We start from the raw sequence: 16141 nt of genomic DNA, 5'->3' as shown, positions 1-16141 counted from the left end.
GGCTTCATAACGTCGTGATATTGCCTCAAATTCAACGCAAAGTTGGATGAGAACCTTCTGAAAGGCCGCAAGGCAACGGAAGCATCCATCAACGAAGCGTTGGGTCAAGCAATGACGACAGATATTCAATTCGGGGTTCGGGAGACTTTGGAGGGCCACTACGCGGGTCAGCGCAAGTCCTTGTTCAATATCGCCGTGGTGACGGCGCTTTTGACCACTCTGACCTTCGGGATCTATCGGTTCTGGGCCAAGACACGCGTGCGGCGCTATATCTGGTCCTCGGTCAGTGATGGCCGGGACAGTTTCGAATATACCGGCACGGGACTTGAGAAACTTCTGGGTTTTCTGGTGGCGGTTGTCATTCTGGCCGTCTACCTCGGGGTGGTTCAGATGGGGCTTTATTACTTCGGGATGACCCTGTTCATCGAGCCGCAGACCCCGGAACAGACGATGATGCAATCCATGGCGGTGGTGATCACGGCCCTTGCGGTGGTGCCCTTGGTCTTTTTCGCGAAATACCGTGTGAGGCGCTACAAGATGGCGCGGACGCGCTGGCGCGGGATACGCTTTGGCATGGACAAGGGCGCATGGGGTTATGCCGCGCGGGCGATGATGCATTGGGTGCTGACGATCCTGTCGCTGGGCCTGCTGTTGCCGTGGCAGACCCTGCGCCTGGAACGCTATATGACCGACCGGAGCTGGTACGGGGATGCGCCGTTTCAGCAGGGCGGAAAATGGACGGCGCTTTTGCCGATGATGGGGCATATCTATATGGGCCTCGCGATCGTGGTGGGCGGCGGAGCGCTGGCCGGTATGATGGCGCTGCCGACCGAGGGCATGATGCTGAGCGGGCTGGGTTTTGTCTGGTTCATTGCGGGGATCGTGCTCTATCGTGTGAAAGCCTTTTGTTATCTGACCAACTCCAAGACGCTGGACGGCAATATTCACTTCGATGCGCAGGTGGATACCGTTTCGCTTGTGGCGACGGTGTTTCTTGGGGCGCTGGCGGCGGCCCTGATCACGGGGTTCGTGTTCGGTGCGCTGGGCGTGGGGATCTTTGTTTTGGTGGTGCCTGCCGCCATGCTGGGGCAAGGGGCGATGTTCATTGCCACGGTGGCGGTCGTCGCGGCCTATCTTCTGGCGCTGGCGATCACCAACTCGCTGGCCCTGGTCTGGGTTGTTCAGCCGATCATTGATCAGGTTGTCGAATCCATTACGGTACATAATGCCGACGAGTTGCAGTTCATCGAGCAGCGCAGCTTTGACGAGGGGGCCGATGCCGAGGGCTTTGCCGATGCACTGGATCTGGCGGCGGCTGTCTAGGCATTCGGCAGGTTTTCCGGGCGAGACGATTTGCGCTTTACCAAGGGTTGTGTCTTTGCCAAAAGCGGTCACATGGGGCAGCCCATGGATGGTGCCGCCAAATTTAAGTCAAGTCTTTGTTTTTAAGGAGTTTCGATGTCAGACGTTACGCATACAATTTCAGGCGAATACCATGGCGAGCGAAAGCCGCTTTTCGGGTTGGCCTTCAAAACCGCAATCCTTACCGCGCTGACGGTGGGGATTTACCGTTTCTGGGCCAAGACGCGCATCCGGAAATACATCTGGTCCTCGGTGGCCGGGCAGGGCGATGCCTTTGAATATACCGGCACCGGTCTGGAAAAGTTCCTTGGGTTCCTGATGGCGATCGTGATTCTGGCCGTCTACCTTGGGATCGTGCAGATGATCCTGTTCTATTTCGGCCTGACCCTGTTTTCCGAACCGACGAACACGGCAGAGATGGTCGGGCAGACGCTGGCCTTCTACATCACCTTCCTGGCGGTGGTGCCGCTGATTTTCTTCGCGCAGTATCGCGCGCGGCGTTACAAGCTGGCGCGGTCGCGCTGGCGGGGGGTGCGCTTCGGGATGGAAAGCAGTGCGTGGGGCTATGCCCTGCGGGCGATTGGGCATTGGGTCCTGACCATTATCACGCTGGGTGTCCTGTTGCCGCGCCAGACATTCTATCTTGAGAAGTACATGACCGACCGCACGTGGTATGGCGACGGCAGGTTCGAGCAACAGGGCAATTGGACCGGACTCTACCCGGCGATGAAGCATCTGGCGATTGGCTTGGCCATCCTGATCGGGGGCGGCATTCTGGGCGGCGTCACAGGGTCGGCTGCGATAGGCGTGATTGCCGCGATTGTCGGCTATATCTGGTTCATGGTCGGGCTTGTGTCGTATCGGGTCCGTTCGTTCATTTACCTTACCGACAACAAGGTTCTGGACCGAGAGGTGACCTTCGATGCCGCGCCCGAAACCTCGACCATCGTGGGAACGGTGATCGTGGGGGGGCTTGTGGTGGGCCTTATCGTGGGTCTGGTTTTTGCCGTGGTCGGCGGAATCGCCTCGTCGATGATGGGACCGCTGATGTTCGGCAACCCGGTGGCCCAGATCATCGGGCTGATATTCGTGGCCGCCATCTATATCATGGCACTGGCCATGGCGGGGGCGCTGTCGCTTGTCTGGATCACGCAGCCGATCATCTATCACGTGGTCACCACGCTCAATGTGAAAGCTGCGGATCACCTGAACACCATCAAGCAACGGGCGCATGACGACGGGGCGGATGCCGAAGGCTTCGCCGACGCTCTGGATATTGGCGGCGCGATTTGATGGGGCCGGTCACGGGCAGTTTTTTCGACGGCCAACATGCCGGGCGTCACCGGGTCGAGGTGACACTGGATGAGGGGGCGGGAGTGCTGATCGTGACCGGGCCGAGCCTGCCCGAGGCACTGCATTGGCCCTTGGAACGGCTGCGCGCGCTGGAAGATCTGGCGCGCGACTATAGCCTGACCCTGACCCTGCACGCCGAAACCAAGGACGAGTCGCCGCGCGATCCCGCGCGCCTGACCATCCGCGAGCCGTCCATGACGGCGCGCATTCGTGAGGTCTGCCCCGACCTGCGGCGCCGGGACCTGCACCGGGGGACATGGGGTAAGCTTTTGAAGCGGACGGGCCTTGCCGTTGCGGCGGTGGTTCTGATGCTTTTCGTGATCCTGCCGCGCATGGCCGACACCTTGGCCACGCTGATCCCGGTGGAGCGCGAGATTGCCTTTGGCAAGTCGGTGATCGCGCAGATGGAGCGCGCACTGGGCGCCGCCGATCTGGGCGACCTGCGGTGTCGCGGGGATGCAGGGCAGGCGGCGCTGGACCGGATGGTGGCGCGGCTGACCGAGGGGCAGGACCTTCAGTATGACCTTGAGGTGCGGGTTTTCGACGACGAGATGGTCAACGCCTTTGCCGCGCCGGGCGGTCAGGTCGTCGTGATGCGCGGATTGTTGGAGGATGCGAACGGGCCGGATGCCGTGGCTGCCGTGCTGGCGCATGAGATCGGCCATGTGGAGGCGCGCGACGCGACACGGATTGCATTGCGTGCGGCGGGGTCTGCCGGGCTGTTGTCGATGGTGCTGGGCGATTTCACCGGCGGCACGATTGCCGTGGTTCTGGGCGAGAGGGTGATGCAGGCCAGCTATACCCGCGAGGCCGAGGCGGCGGCGGATGAGTTTGCCCTCGGGATGCTGAACGCGGCGCGGGTGGATAGCACCGGCCTTGCCGAGTTCTTTGACCATATTGGCGAGTTGCAGGGCGAGATGATGCAATTGCCCGAGTATCTTTCGACCCACCCGGCCAGTGCGGGGCGTGCCGAACGGGCCCGCGACAATGCAGAAAGCCAAGGTGCGACCAGCCCTGTGTTGAGCGAGGCGGATTGGCAGGCGCTCAAGGGGATTTGCGGGTAGAGTCTGGCCGCTTGGCCCGTCGGTCGGGCGGCCTAAATCGCCTCGGCCTCAAGCCAGACACCGCCTTCGGGGCGCAGGGTGAGGATCATCACCGGGTCGGGGTCGCGGCCCTTGACGGGGGTGAAGCGGTAGCGATTGAGCAGGGTGGCAAGGATGATCACCGCCTCCTGGATGGCGAAGCTCGCCCCGATGCAGATACGCGGTCCGTCACCGAAGGGCAGGTAGGCGTAGCGATCAATCGCCTTGCGGTCGGCGAAACGCTCGGGCCGGAAGGCGTCGGGCTCGTCCCACAGAAGGTGGCTGCGGTGCAGGGCGTAGATCGGCAGGATCACGGTATCGCCGCGCTTCACCTCGCGCCCGCAGAGCGTGTCGTCGGCCATGGCCGTGCGTGAGATCATCCCAGCAGGCGGATAAAGGCGCAGGGCCTCGTCGATGATCTGGCGGATGTAGGGCAGGTGTTCGACATCTTCGCCGGTGCAGGCGCGATCGCCCAGAACGCCCTGGATCTCGTCACGGGCGCGGTCCTGGACCTCTTGGTCGAAGGCACAGAGGTAGAGCGACCACGCCAGCGTCAGCGCGGTGGTTTCATGGCCCGCGACGATGAAGGTCAGAAGGTTGTCGCGCAGTTCGGCGGTGTTCATCTGCCGTTTGGTCTTGGGGTCTTCGCCCTCCAACAGCAGGTCGAGAAGGTCGGGCACACCATCACGGCCCCTTTCGCGGCGGGCCTCGACGGCCTCGTCGGCCACGCGTTTCATCTGGTTGACGGCGCCGCCCGATATCACGCGGCCCGGGCGCGGCACCCAATCGGGAAAGCCCAGCAGGTCGAAAAGCGAGATTTTCCCGGCTTCCGCGATATAGGCGTCAATCGCGCCATGCACGGCGTCGGCGTCGAAGGTGCCGTCGCCCGAGAAGGTCACCTCGGCGATCACGTCGAAAGTGGTGCGCACCATGTCCTCGGCCATGTCCACGGCGCGGGGGCCTGCCTTGGCAATGCGGGCGCAACTGCGCTCGGCGGCCGCCGTCATGATCGGTGCGAGGTTCATCACGTTGCGATGGGAAAACACCGGCGCCGCCGCCCGCCGTTGCCAGCGCCAGTGCGCGCCCTCGGCGATGAACAGCGATTCGCCGATGGCGGGGCGCAGCAGGTTCTTGGTGACCAGCGATTTGGGGTAATTGTCGACCTCTTCCAGGAGCACCCGGCGGATGGCCCCGGGGTCCATCACCATGTGCCAGCGTTTGCCGGTGCGCCCCGAGACCATGGGCTGCCGGGTGGCGATGGCGGGAATGATGCTCAGGACATTGCGGCGCGAGGCTTGCAGGCTGGCCCATAGGCCCATGGGCCGGGTTACAAGGGGCACATGCACGGGAAGGGGCGCGGCGGCAGTCATGGCGGTCCTTTCTGCTTGCCCCAGATATAGGCGCGGACCCGCCGGACGGCAAATACCCCGTGCATTGCGCCAAGGCCCCGCCTGCGGTATCCGGGGCCAAACGTGAGGGGAATTCATCCATGCTGCTGCGTATCATTGTCCTGTTTGCGGGCCTTCTGGCCCTGACGGCCTGCACCAATGCCAACGATTTGAACAAAGAGCCCACCTATCTGGGCGATTTCAACTTGGGTCATAACGTGGTCGTGGCGCCGAACCTGACTAAGGGGCCGGCCTCGCGCGAGGCGAGCGAGGAAGAATGGGTCAAGGTGATGACCAAGGCCATCGACGACCGCTTCGGGCGGTATGACGGCGAGCGGCTGTATCACCTCGGGGTCAGTATCGAGGGCTATGTTCTGGCGGTGCCGGGGGTGCCCTTGGTGCTGTCGCCGAAATCGGCGCTGATCCTGAATGTGACCGTTTGGGATGATGCCAAGCAGGAAAAACTGAACGCCGAGCCGGAGCAGATCACGGTCATGGAAACCTTTTCGGGCAATACCTTGCTGGGATCGGGGCTGACGCAATCCAAGGAAAAGCAGTTGGACAACCTCAGCCGCAATGCCGCCAAGCTGATCGAAAACTGGCTGGTGCGGGAGAATGCCCAAAATGGCTGGTTCGAGGGGGTGGATGGCCCATCGGACGAGGCCCGCAAGGCGGCCGAGGCGATCGAGGACGAGGGCACGGATGCCTCGGAGCTTGCCGAGAAGGCCATGGCCGAGGCCGAAGAGGCACCGGAAAGCTGATCCAGGCGCCACGAAGCGCTTGATTTTCCCGTCGCGAGCCAATAAATGGCGCGCGGAGTATTAATCGGGCCAAGAGGCCCCCCAACGACAAGGCGCCTTGAGATATGGCAAAGGAAAAGTTTGACCGTTCGAAACCGCACGTGAACATCGGGACGGTTGGTCACGTTGACCACGGCAAGACGACGCTGACGGCGGCGATCACGAAGTATTTCGGTGATTTCCGTGCATATGACCAGATTGACGGCGCGCCGGAAGAGAAGGCCCGCGGGATCACGATTTCGACGGCGCACGTCGAATACGAGACCGAGAACCGTCACTACGCGCACGTCGACTGCCCCGGCCACGCGGACTATGTGAAGAACATGATCACCGGTGCGGCGCAGATGGACGGCGCGATCCTGGTTGTGAACGCGGCTGACGGCCCGATGCCGCAGACCCGCGAGCACATCCTGCTGGCCCGCCAGGTCGGCGTGCCCGCGCTGGTCGTGTTCCTCAACAAGGTTGACCAGGTTGACGACCCCGAGCTGCTCGAGCTGGTGGAAATGGAAGTTCGCGAACTGCTGAGCGACTACGACTTCCCGGGCGACGATATCCCGATCATCGCCGGTTCGGCGCTGGCGGCGATGGAAGGCAACAACCCGGAAATCGGCGAAGAGAAGATCCGCGAGCTGATGGCCGCCGTGGACGATTATATCCCCGCGCCGGAGCGTGACGTCGACAAGCCGTTCCTGATGCCGATCGAAGACGTGTTCTCGATCTCGGGTCGTGGTACGGTTGTGACCGGCCGTGTCGAGCGTGGCGTGATCAACGTTGGCGACGAGATCGAGATCGTCGGCATCCGCGACACCAAGAAGACGACCTGCACCGGCGTTGAAATGTTCCGCAAGCTGCTGGATCGCGGTGAAGCGGGCGACAACATCGGCGCGCTGCTGCGCGGTGTGGACCGTGACGGCGTTGAGCGTGGTCAGGTTCTGTGCAAGCCGGGGTCGGTGACGCCGCACACCAAGTTCGAAGCCGAGGCCTATATCCTGACCAAGGAAGAAGGCGGCCGTCACACGCCGTTCTTCGCGAACTACCGTCCGCAGTTCTACTTCCGCACGACCGACGTGACCGGCACCGTGACGCTGCCTTCGGGCACCGAGATGGTGATGCCGGGCGACAACCTGAAGTTCGAGGTTGAGCTGATCGCGCCGATCGCCATGGAAGACGGTCTGCGCTTCGCCATCCGCGAAGGCGGCCGCACCGTCGGCGCCGGCGTCGTCTCGAAGATTATTGAATAATCTTTGCACCGGCTGAATTTGTGAAAGGGCGTCCCGTTGGGGCGCCCTTTCTTTTTTGATCCTTTCCCGGTAAACCTGCCTCAGCAACCGATGGAGAGTGCCGTGAACAAAGCCGCCTGATCGCCCGTTTTTTCCGAAACCCGATCCTTTGAAAAGGCCGCTTTGACATGCCTGCCCCCTTTCCCCCTGCGCATACCGCGCATCCGCTGACCTTGCCCGATGGCACGACCCATCCCGGCACCGTTTTCCTGAAACCCGTGATCGACCATCCGCGTATCGAGGTGGGCGATTTCACCTATGCCAATGCGTTTGAGCCACCCGAAGATTGGGCGGCGCATCTGGCCCCTTACCTGTACCCGCAATCGCCCGAGCGGTTGATCATGGGCAAGTTCTGCCAGATCGCCGATGGGGTGGTGTTCATCACCGCTTCGGCCAATCATCGGCGGGACGGGTTTTCGACCTTTCCTTTCGCGATCTTTCAAGGAGATTTCGAAAGCGGTCGCCCGTCGCTGCCGCAAGAGCCGGGGCCGGACACGGTGATCGGCAACGATGTCTGGATCGGCAAGGATGCCCGCATCCTACCCGGTGCGCGGATCGGTGACGGGGTGATCGTCGGGGCCGGGGCCGTGGTGCACGGCGAGGTGCCGCCCTATGCCGTTGTGGCAGGCAACCCCGCCAAGGTCGTTCGGCGACGCTTTGACGAGGCCTCCATCGCGCGGCTTTTGGCGCTGGCGTGGTGGGATTGGCCGATTGCGCGAATCCTGCATCACGAGGCGGCGATTTGCGGGGCGGATTTGGTGACGCTCGAGGCCGAAGCAGAGCGCTTCGGGGGCTGAATGGGTCAATCTGCCGCAATGTCGAACGGCGGGCGCGGGCGGTTTCAAATGCAGAAAATGCAATATGAAGCGCCCGACTCCGCGCTGACATCCCCCCGAGATTTCCGATAGAAAACAAGGTACAATCGGCTGTTTTGCAGGTGCAGCAATTTTCCGGCATACAACGGTATTCCGCTAAGTTGTTGAAAATCTTGATAAAATCGAATTTCTCCCGCAGCCTTGTGACATGCACACAGGGAGGTTTGCCATGGATCAGTTGAACGTCAGGGCTTGGGAGGGCCGGACCGATCTTCAGGAGGGGGTGATCAGCCCCGCTCAGGCGGCACAGATTCACGCAACCCTTGGGTCGTCCCGTCATGCCGCGCCTACGCTGGGCGAGGCGGTGGACCCCCTGTGGCATTGGTGCGCTTTCACACCAACGAACCCGATGGGGGAACTGGCCCGCGACGGTCACCCGATCCTCGGGGATTTCCTGCCGCCTGTGCGGCTGGAACGGCGGATGTGGGCCAGTGGCAGCCTGTCGTTCGGCGCGCCTTTGCGGGTGGGTGAGCGGCTGACCAAGCGATCCTTCATTCGCAGTGTGATCGAGAAGGAGGGCGGTTCGGGGCCGATGGTTCTGGTTTCGGTCGATCACAAGATCTATGGCGAGCAGGGGCTGGCCATCGAGGAGCGTCAGGACATCGTTTACCTCGACATTCCCGAGGCCTTCCGCCCGCCGCGCCCGCGCGCCCTGCCGGATAATCCGGTGCTGCATGAACGCCGCCAGGTCTCGGAGCCGCTGCTTTTCCGGTTTTCGGCGATCACCTTCAACGCGCATCGCATCCATTACGACCTGCCCTATGCGCAGCAGGTCGAGCATTACCCGGGGCTGGTGGTGCATGGGCCGTTACAGGCGGCATGGCTGATGCAGGCGGCCTGTGCCCACAAGGGGCGGCGGCCGAAGCATTTCGATTTCCGGGGTGTGCATCCGGTTTTCCTGACCCCCGGAGAGAGCCGCGAGATCGAGTTGATGGGCACCGAGGATGAGGTGGGCGGTTTGAGCCTTTGCACCGGGCAGGGCGGGCATCAGGGGATGCAGGCCACGGCGATCTGGGAGGAGACGCAATGAACCGGGTTCTGGACGGAATGCGCGTGGTCGAGGGCTCGGCCTTTGTCGCGGTGCCCTTGGCGGGCATGACGTTGGCCCAGATGGGCGCCGAGGTGATCCGCTTTGACCGTATCGAAGGCGGTTTGGATGCCGGGCGCTGGCCCTTGGCACCGTCGGGGCAAAGCCTGTTTTGGGCGGGGCTCAACAAGGGTAAGAAATCGGTTGCGGTGGATATGCGTAGCCCCGAAGGCAAGGAGCTGGTCACCCGGATCATCACCGCGCCGGGACGCGATGCCGGGCAATTCCTGACCAACCTGCGGGTGCGCGGCTGGATGGATTACGAAACGCTGAGCCAATATCGGCGCGATCTGATCATGGTGACGCTGATGGGCGACCGCGAGGGGCGCCCGCAGGTGGATTACACCGTGAACCCGGCGCTTGGGATCCCGGACATGACTGGTCCGGAGGGGTATGATGCGCCCGTGGCCAATGCCCTGCCGGCGTGGGATTTGATGGCCGGCAACCTCGTGGTCTCGTCGCTGTTGGCGGCCGAGCGGCATAGGTTGCGCCATGGCGAGGGGCAGGAGGTGGAGCTGGCCCTCAAGGATGTGGCCGCCGCTACGCTGGGCCATCTTGGGATGATCGGCGATGCGGTGGTCAACGGCCATGCGCGCGAGAAATCCGGCAATGCGCTTTATGGCGCTTATGGGCAGGATTTCACCTGTGCCTGTGGCGGGCGGGTCATGGTGATTGGCCTGACGGGGCGGCAATGGTCGGGGCTGGTCAAGGTGACGGGAAGCGGCGCTGAAATGGAGAAACTGGCCAAACGAGCCAAGCGCGATTTGCGCGACGAGGGCGTGCGGTGGGAATTGCGCCACGAGATCACCGAGATTCTGCGCCCGTGGTTCGCCGCCCGCAGGATCGCCGATTTCGGGCCGGAGTTCGACAAGCGGGGCCTGACGTGGTCGGTATTCCGCACCGTGCCCGAGGCGGTGGCGCAAGACCCGGATCTGAGCGAGGCGAACCCGATGTTCTCGCAACTGGATCAGCCGGGGCTGGGCCGTTTCCCGGTGCCGGGGTTCCCCGGCGATTTCTCGGCCAAGCCCCGGATCAAGCCGCAACCGGCGCCGCAACTGGGCCAGCATACCGAGGAGGTGCTGGGCGACGTGGCGCGGTTGACCGATACCGAGATTGCGCAACTGCATGACAAGGGCGTCGTGCAAAGCCCGGGATATACTGCGCGTTCTGCGGCCTGAGATCGCCATTGTTGGATATTCCGGGCGCCTCCCGCGCCTGTCGCGAAATGGCTTGATGTTTCGGCGTATCTTTAGTTAGTAATTGATCACTAACTAAGGGAGTCGCCATGTCCGACCGTCGCAAATCCTCGGGCGATCGCAAGGCCGAGATTGTCGAGGCCACCTTGCGCCTGTTAACGGTGACGCCGGTCGAGGCCCTTTCGACCGCGCGGATCGCTGACGATATAGGGATCACCCAAGCCGCGATTTTCCGGCACTTCCGGACGAAAGATGCCCTATGGGCGGCGGTTCTCGAAGCGGTCGAGGCCCGCGCTGTCAGTGCATGGGACGCGGCGGAGGAGGGGCAGACCACGCCCTTGGCGCGGTTGCGGGCGGTCCTGCGGGCGCAATTGGGTTTGATCGCCTAGGTGCCCGCGATCCCGGTGCTGATCTTCAATCAGGGGCGTGCCACGGCCGAAACCGCGATGCGGCCCATTCACCTGCGTGTCATGCAAGGTCTGCGCGCCCGGATTATGGCGCAATTGACGGCCGCGACCGAGGCCGGAGACCTCGCCAACTTGGCGCCCGAAGATGCCGTTGACCTGTTCCTTGGGCTGGTTCAGGGGACGGTTCTGCGTTGGCGGTTGTCGGATTGTGCGTTTGATCTTGTTGCCGAAGGTTTGCGGCTTGTGGATATTCAAATTGCGCTGATGTGCGCCCCCGGCCCGGAGGTTTGAGATGAAACGTACCCGTATCCTGCGCCTGTTGCCGCCTGTGGCGGTTGGTATCGGCCTTGCTGTCTGGTTGATCTCGGGGGCGGAGCCGCCCGAACGTGTCGAGGGAGAGGTGCGGTCTGTCACGGCGCGCGTCCTGACAGTCACCCCGCAGGAAGTGCCCCCCCGGCTGCATGGCTATGGCACCGTGCGCCCGGCCCGCAGTTGGCAAGCGGTGGCCGAGGTCGCAGGCGCGGTGACATATCGGCACCCGGACCTTGAAACCGGCAAGATCATTCCCGCCGGGACCAAGGTGCTCGAGATCGACACCACCCGTTATGATCTGGCCCTGCGGCAGGCCATGGCGGATCTGGCCGCGCTCAGGGCCGAGCGGGCACAGATCGACCTAGAGGCGGAAAACACCCAGAGCATCGTGAAGATCGAACAGGACAGGCTGGCCCTTGCGGAAAGTGACCTTGAGCGGGTTCGAACGCTGGTCGAGCAGGGGACCGCGCCGGAAAGCCGTCTGGACGAACAGAGGCGCGCGACCTTGCTGTTGCGCCGTGCGGTGCGGGAGCTTGAAAATACGCTGGCGCTGGTTCCGTCCCGCCGGGCGCGGCTGGAGGCACAGATCGCGCGGGCCGAGGCGGGGCGGGACCGGGCGCGGAGAGAGCTGGACCTGACCCGGATCGAAACGCCCTTTGCCGTGCGGATCGGCAAGGTTCATGCGGAGCGCCATCAGTTCGTGCCAGCGGGTGGGCCGCTGGTGACGGCGGACGGAACGGCGCGGGCCGAGGTGACCGCGCAGTTCCCGATTGACGGTTTCCCGCGCCTTGTGGGGGCGGTGGCCGGTGATGGCGTCGATCTTCAAACCGCGGATCAGGAGGCGGTTCTGGGTAAGCTGGACGCGCAATTGCGGCTGGTGTCGGACATGCGGCAAACATGGCAGGCCCGGGTGATCCGGATCGAGAACGCGCTTGATCCGCAGGCGCGCTCGGTGCCCGTGGTGCTTTCGGTCGAGGCGCCCTATGCCGGGGCACATCCGCCCCTGAGTTTGCCGCTGGTGCCGAACATGTATGTCGAGGCCATCCTGACCGGCCCGCCGGGGGCGCCGCGTGTCGTTATCCCCGCGAATGCGGTGCATGAGGGCGATACGGTCTACCTGCGCGATCAGCAGGGGCGTCTGGCCCTGCGTACCGTTGAAGTGGGGTGGCGACAGGACGGTATGGCCGTGATCAACGAGGGATTGTCCGAGGGCGATGAAGTGATCGTCGATGACGTGGTTCCGGCCTTGCCGGGCCTTCGGGTGATCCCGGCGGGGCAGGGGCAATGATCGGCTGGTTTGCGCGCCATCCCACGGCGGCCAACCTGCTGCTGGTGTTGATCGCCGCCATCGGGATCATGGCGGCCCCCGCCCTCAAGCGCGAGACCTTCCCCGATTTCCGCCCGACCGAGGCGGAAATAAACGTGGTCTACCGGGGGGCCTCGGCGGCGGAGGTGGAGGATGCCATCTGCCGCCGCATCTGGGATGCGGTCGAGGCCGTCGAGCACCTTGAGGAACTTACCTGCACGGCGCAGGACAACGCGGGCCGCGCGGTGGCCACCATGGCGCCTGGGGGCGAGGCGGGCCGTTTCGTCAACGACCTGCGGACCGAGGTGACGGCGGTCGATGACTTCCCCGAGGGCACCGATCCGCCGGTGGTGCGCCAGTTGCACCGCACCGACAGGGTGGTGTCGGTGGCTGTCGCCGGTGATCTGCCCGAGCCCGCGTTGGACCGCTATACCGCCGCGCTGCGTGACAGGCTGGCGGCGCTGCCCAATGTGGCCGGGGTCAGTCGTACAGGGGTCGGGGAGCGGCAGTTTCGGATCACGGTGCCGCGCGCCGTGCTGGTGCAGCACGGGCTGACCGCCTCGGCGCTGGCCGCGCGGATCGGCGCGCAAAGTATTGACCGGCCCCTAGGCCTATTGGAGACGCCGGAGCGCGACATCGCGCTGCGCTTTACAGATGAACGCCGCACCGCTGCGGCGTTGGCTGGGATCGTGGTGTTGTCGAAACCCAATGGTGCGGAATTGACCCTTGGACAGATCGCCCGGATCGAGGAGCGGTTCGACCCGTCCGAGGCGCGCGCCCTTCTGGATGGGCAACGCGCGGTGTTCCTGCAAGTGGACAAGGCGCTGGGCGCTGATGCGCTGCGGGTGTTCGACCGGGTCGAGACGCTTGTCGAGGCCGAGCGGACCACGCTGCCCGAGGCCGTTCGTATCGAGATCGTGCAGGACATGACCTCGAACGTGCGCGACCGTCTGGCGATGCTGGTCAAGAACGGGGCCATCGGCCTTGTCCTTGTGGTCGCGGTGATGAGCCTGTTTTTCCGCCCCGGCTATGCCATCTGGGCGGCGATGGGCCTGCCGGTGGCCTTTCTGGGGGCCTTTGCGGTCATGGCGCTGACCGGGCTGTCGTTGAACATGATCACGCTGGTGGCGCTGTTGATGGCCATCGGGATCGTGATGGACGATTCCATCGTGATCTCGGATGCTATTGCCGAGGCTTCGGCCGAGGGGCATTCCCGGACAGAGGCCGCGATAAAGGGCACCCAGCGTGTTCTGCCCGGTGTCGTGTCGTCCTTCATAACGACGGTGGCGATCTTCGCGCCGCTCTCGTTTCTGGCCGGGGATCTCGGGGCGGTGCTTGAAGTGCTGCCTGTCGTCCTGATCGCGGCGCTGGCGGCAAGCCTGCTTGAAGCGTTTTGGGTGCTGCCGCATCACCTGTCGCATGGGCTGAAATCCGCGAACCGGCCTCCGTCCGGTGCGCGCGCCTGGTTCGAACGGGGGTTCACGCGTGTCCGCGACCGGGGGCTGGGGCGGCTTGTCGATGGGGCGATTGCCTGGCGCTATCTGGTGGCCGGTGCGACGCTGGCGTCGCTTATCGTTACGGTGGGGTTGATGCGTGGCGGCTATGTGCAACGCGAGGCGCTGCCGGATATTGACGGTGACGTTCTGGAGGCGCAGATCCTGATGCCGCAGGGCACACCATTGAGCCGGACCGAGGAGGTCGCGGCGCATGTCTCCGAGGCGCTGGCAGCCGTCAATGCAGAGCTGCGCAAGGATCAGCCGGACGAGGCGGACCTCGTGCAATCCGTGCAGGTCACCTATGGCCAGAATGTCACCGCTGGCGAGACCGGCCCCCATGTGGCCACGGTTTCGGCCGATCTGCTGGAAGCCGGACGCCGCGCAACCACATTGGACAGCCTGATTGCCGCTTGGCGGGCCGAGATCGGGGGCGTTCCCGGTGCGATTGCGATCACGCTGGCCGAGCCGGGGATGGGGCCGCAGGGGCGCGCGGTGGAAATTCGCCTGTTCGGGGACGACCTTGATCGGCTGGAGCGCGCCGGAAGCGACCTGATTGCCGAGCTTGAAACCTATGCCGGTGTTTACAATGCAATGCACGACCTGCGCCCGGGGCGGCCCGAATTGCGGCTGTCACTGGCCGAGGGGGCCTCGGCGCTGGGGCTGAGTGCCGCCGACATAGCCACCCAGATCGGTACCGCCTATCTGGGCGGGATCGTCACCACGGTGCAGGAGGGTGATATTGCCCATGAGATCGAGGTGCAGCAGGCCATCTCTGATCGCGACGCGCGTGATGATCTGTCGGCCTTCGAGGTGCTGTTGCCGGATGGGGCACGGGTGCCGCTTTCGACGGTTGTGCAGATTGACGAGGCGCGCGGTTGGGGCCGTGTCACGCATGTGGACGGGCTGCGGACGTTGACCGTACAGGCGGATGTGGATGGCAGGATCGGCAATGCCGACGCTATCGTATCCGAGCTTACCGGGACGTTCCTGCCGTCACTTGCCCGCGAGATGCCGGGGCTGACCTATGAGGTCGGAGGCCAGAACGCGAATTCCGCGGAGACCGTTGGCTCGATCCTGCGCGGGTTCCTGATCGGGTTGGTGGGAATTTACGTGGTCCTGTCCTTCCAGTTCCGCAGCTACGTGGAGCCGGTGATCGTCATGCTGACGATCCCGCTGGCTCTGGTGGGGGTGGTGCTGGGGCATATGGCGATGGGCTATAACATCTCGATGCCGTCGATCATGGGGGCGGCCTCCTTGGCGGGGATCGTGGTGAACAACGCGATTCTGTTGATCCAGGTGGTCAAGCAACGGATCGCCGAGGGCAGCAGCGGGATGGAGGCGGCAGGGCAGGGCAGCCGCGACCGATTCCGCCCTATCGTGGTGTCGGTGACCACGACGATGATGGGTATGGTGCCGCTTCTGGCGGAAACAAGCACGCAGGCCCAAACCGTCAAACCGCTGGTCATCTCGGTGGTCTTCGGGTTGCTTTCGGCCACGTTCTTGGTGTTGATCGTTCTTCCGGCCTTCTATTCCATTCTGGATGACATGGGCCTGACCACGCGAAAAGGACGGCCGGGCGAGGCCGGGCGGGGGGATTTACCCACCTGAACCCGGCATTCGGAGCGCCCCGGCGATGGCAACATCGGCCAGCGTGCTGCGGTTGAGCTCGGCGTAAAAGGCGGCTTCGGCCATGCGCAGCCGCCCCTTCAGAAGGCAGCGTCCGTCCAGCGTGCAATCGCCGCCCTCCGCACCGAGGCATTCCACCAGCGGATGCCCGGCCTCAAGCGATTGCACGATGTCGCCAAGGCGTATCTGCGCCGGCGGGCGGGCCAGAACCGCCCCGCCGCCGCCACCGCGTCGGGTTCGGATAAGCCCCGCGCGAGACAGGTGCTGCACGATCTTCGCCAAGTGGTTTCGCGACAGGCCGAATTCCTCGGCGAATTCCGCTGTCGAAAACGACTGCTCGGGCGCGTTGGCCATGCGCATCAACATGCGCAGGCCGTAATCCGTGAAAGAGGTCAGGCGCATTTCCGTGTCCTGCTGAATTGGTATTTACAATACCTATTAATGCGAATAGACGGTTTTGCAAACCGAAACCATGCCCGGGTGGCGCCGCTGCGTGCCATTTCCGGGCGCAGGACAAGCCCGATTCCGTGTTTGCAACACCGCGCATAGATTTCACCCTGATCGCTGGCCG

The 16141-nt window shown here is 63.8% G+C and carries 14 protein-coding genes; 12 read left to right on the top strand and 2 right to left on the bottom strand.

What is annotated here, in order from left to right; all coding sequences use genetic code 11:
* Nucleotides 1-111: 111 nt before the first annotated feature.
* The 3 genes from FDP25_RS04615 to FDP25_RS04605 all read left to right on the top strand — a co-directional run bounded on the left by FDP25_RS04615 (nucleotide 112) and on the right by FDP25_RS04605 (nucleotide 3779).
* A complete protein-coding gene (locus tag FDP25_RS04615; RefSeq protein WP_154149376.1) occupies nucleotides 112-1323 on the top strand; it encodes a DUF898 family protein in 1212 nt (403 codons plus the stop codon).
* A gap of 135 nt (nucleotides 1324-1458) precedes the next feature.
* The gene (locus FDP25_RS04610; protein WP_154149374.1) at nucleotides 1459-2655 is read left to right on the top strand and encodes a DUF898 family protein; all 1197 of its coding nucleotides are present in this window, start codon (nucleotides 1459-1461) and stop codon (nucleotides 2653-2655) included.
* Nucleotides 2655-3779, top strand: a complete 1125-nt coding sequence (locus FDP25_RS04605; RefSeq protein WP_154149372.1) for a M48 family metallopeptidase — start codon at nucleotides 2655-2657, stop codon at nucleotides 3777-3779. Before FDP25_RS04610 ends, FDP25_RS04605 begins: the two co-directional genes overlap by 1 nt.
* 32 nt (nucleotides 3780-3811) lie before the next feature.
* Here FDP25_RS04605 and FDP25_RS04600 read toward each other — a convergent pair whose 3' ends face one another.
* Nucleotides 3812-5167 carry a cytochrome P450 gene (locus tag FDP25_RS04600; protein ID WP_154149370.1) on the bottom strand — a complete coding sequence of 452 codons (1356 nt, stop codon included), beginning with the start codon at nucleotides 5165-5167 and terminating at the stop codon, nucleotides 3812-3814.
* 119 nt (nucleotides 5168-5286) lie between these two features.
* On the opposite strand from FDP25_RS04600, the gene FDP25_RS04595 reads away from it, so the two are divergent.
* From FDP25_RS04595 to FDP25_RS04555, 9 genes are all read left to right on the top strand, one after another.
* Nucleotides 5287-5946 carry a hypothetical protein gene (locus tag FDP25_RS04595; protein WP_154149368.1) on the top strand — a complete coding sequence of 220 codons (660 nt, stop codon included), beginning with the start codon at nucleotides 5287-5289 and terminating at the stop codon, nucleotides 5944-5946.
* A gap of 104 nt (nucleotides 5947-6050) precedes the next feature.
* Nucleotides 6051-7226 carry an elongation factor Tu gene (gene tuf, locus FDP25_RS04590; protein WP_154149366.1) on the top strand — a complete coding sequence of 392 codons (1176 nt, stop codon included), beginning with the start codon at nucleotides 6051-6053 and terminating at the stop codon, nucleotides 7224-7226.
* Nucleotides 7227-7393: 167 nt separating this feature from the next.
* Nucleotides 7394-8062: a CatB-related O-acetyltransferase gene (locus FDP25_RS04585; protein ID WP_154149364.1), complete on the top strand. Its 669-nt coding sequence runs from the start codon at nucleotides 7394-7396 to the stop codon at nucleotides 8060-8062.
* Nucleotides 8063-8309: 247 nt separating this feature from the next.
* The gene (locus FDP25_RS04580) at nucleotides 8310-9170 is read left to right on the top strand and encodes an HTD2 family dehydratase (protein ID WP_246175759.1); all 861 of its coding nucleotides are present in this window, start codon (nucleotides 8310-8312) and stop codon (nucleotides 9168-9170) included.
* Nucleotides 9167-10405, top strand: coding sequence for a CoA transferase (locus FDP25_RS04575; RefSeq protein ID WP_154149362.1), 1239 nt, complete (start codon nucleotides 9167-9169; stop codon nucleotides 10403-10405). The genes FDP25_RS04580 and FDP25_RS04575 overlap by 4 nt, the downstream gene beginning before the upstream one ends.
* Nucleotides 10406-10512: 107 nt before the next feature.
* Entirely contained in the window at nucleotides 10513-10812 is a 300-nt protein-coding gene (locus tag FDP25_RS04570; RefSeq protein ID WP_154149360.1) for a TetR/AcrR family transcriptional regulator, read from the top strand.
* Complete coding sequence (locus FDP25_RS04565; protein ID WP_154149358.1) at nucleotides 10813-11121, top strand: hypothetical protein; 309 nt, start codon at nucleotides 10813-10815, stop codon at nucleotides 11119-11121.
* A gap of 1 nt (nucleotide 11122) precedes the next feature.
* On the top strand, nucleotides 11123-12430 hold the full coding sequence (locus tag FDP25_RS04560; protein WP_154149356.1) for an efflux RND transporter periplasmic adaptor subunit: 1308 nt from the start codon (nucleotides 11123-11125) through the stop codon (nucleotides 12428-12430).
* A complete protein-coding gene (locus tag FDP25_RS04555; RefSeq protein ID WP_154149354.1) occupies nucleotides 12427-15552 on the top strand; it encodes an efflux RND transporter permease subunit in 3126 nt (1041 codons plus the stop codon). Before FDP25_RS04560 ends, FDP25_RS04555 begins: the two co-directional genes overlap by 4 nt.
* Here the strand turns inward: FDP25_RS04555 and FDP25_RS04550 are convergent.
* On the bottom strand, nucleotides 15541-15972 hold the full coding sequence (locus tag FDP25_RS04550; RefSeq protein WP_154149352.1) for an Rrf2 family transcriptional regulator: 432 nt from the start codon (nucleotides 15970-15972) through the stop codon (nucleotides 15541-15543). The genes FDP25_RS04555 and FDP25_RS04550 overlap by 12 nt on opposite strands.
* Nucleotides 15973-16141 lie beyond the last annotated feature (169 nt).

The organism is Roseovarius bejariae (assembly GCF_009669325.1).
In the GTDB taxonomy this organism is placed as follows: domain Bacteria; phylum Pseudomonadota; class Alphaproteobacteria; order Rhodobacterales; family Rhodobacteraceae; genus Roseovarius; species Roseovarius bejariae.
Note: the sequence above shows the minus strand (reverse complement) of the source record. Positions and strands in the feature narration are given on the sequence as shown.

What these genes read in the sequence shown, in the direction of transcription:
- FDP25_RS04615 (WP_154149376.1), top strand. Translation starts at nt 112, where the DNA reads ATGACGACAGATATTCAATTCGGGGTTCGGGAGACTTTGGAGGGCCAC.
- FDP25_RS04610 (WP_154149374.1), top strand. Translation starts at nt 1,459, where the DNA reads ATGTCAGACGTTACGCATACAATTTCAGGCGAATACCATGGCGAGCGA.
- FDP25_RS04605 (WP_154149372.1), top strand. Translation starts at nt 2,655, where the DNA reads ATGGGGCCGGTCACGGGCAGTTTTTTCGACGGCCAACATGCCGGGCGT.
- FDP25_RS04600 (WP_154149370.1), bottom strand. Translation starts at nt 5,167, where the DNA reads ATGACTGCCGCCGCGCCCCTTCCCGTGCATGTGCCCCTTGTAACCCGG.
- FDP25_RS04595 (WP_154149368.1), top strand. Translation starts at nt 5,287, where the DNA reads ATGCTGCTGCGTATCATTGTCCTGTTTGCGGGCCTTCTGGCCCTGACG.
- tuf (WP_154149366.1), top strand. Translation starts at nt 6,051, where the DNA reads ATGGCAAAGGAAAAGTTTGACCGTTCGAAACCGCACGTGAACATCGGG.
- FDP25_RS04585 (WP_154149364.1), top strand. Translation starts at nt 7,394, where the DNA reads ATGCCTGCCCCCTTTCCCCCTGCGCATACCGCGCATCCGCTGACCTTG.
- FDP25_RS04580 (WP_246175759.1), top strand. Translation starts at nt 8,310, where the DNA reads ATGGATCAGTTGAACGTCAGGGCTTGGGAGGGCCGGACCGATCTTCAG.
- FDP25_RS04575 (WP_154149362.1), top strand. Translation starts at nt 9,167, where the DNA reads ATGAACCGGGTTCTGGACGGAATGCGCGTGGTCGAGGGCTCGGCCTTT.
- FDP25_RS04570 (WP_154149360.1), top strand. Translation starts at nt 10,513, where the DNA reads ATGTCCGACCGTCGCAAATCCTCGGGCGATCGCAAGGCCGAGATTGTC.
- FDP25_RS04560 (WP_154149356.1), top strand. Translation starts at nt 11,123, where the DNA reads ATGAAACGTACCCGTATCCTGCGCCTGTTGCCGCCTGTGGCGGTTGGT.
- FDP25_RS04555 (WP_154149354.1), top strand. Translation starts at nt 12,427, where the DNA reads ATGATCGGCTGGTTTGCGCGCCATCCCACGGCGGCCAACCTGCTGCTG.
- FDP25_RS04550 (WP_154149352.1), bottom strand. Translation starts at nt 15,972, where the DNA reads ATGCGCCTGACCTCTTTCACGGATTACGGCCTGCGCATGTTGATGCGC.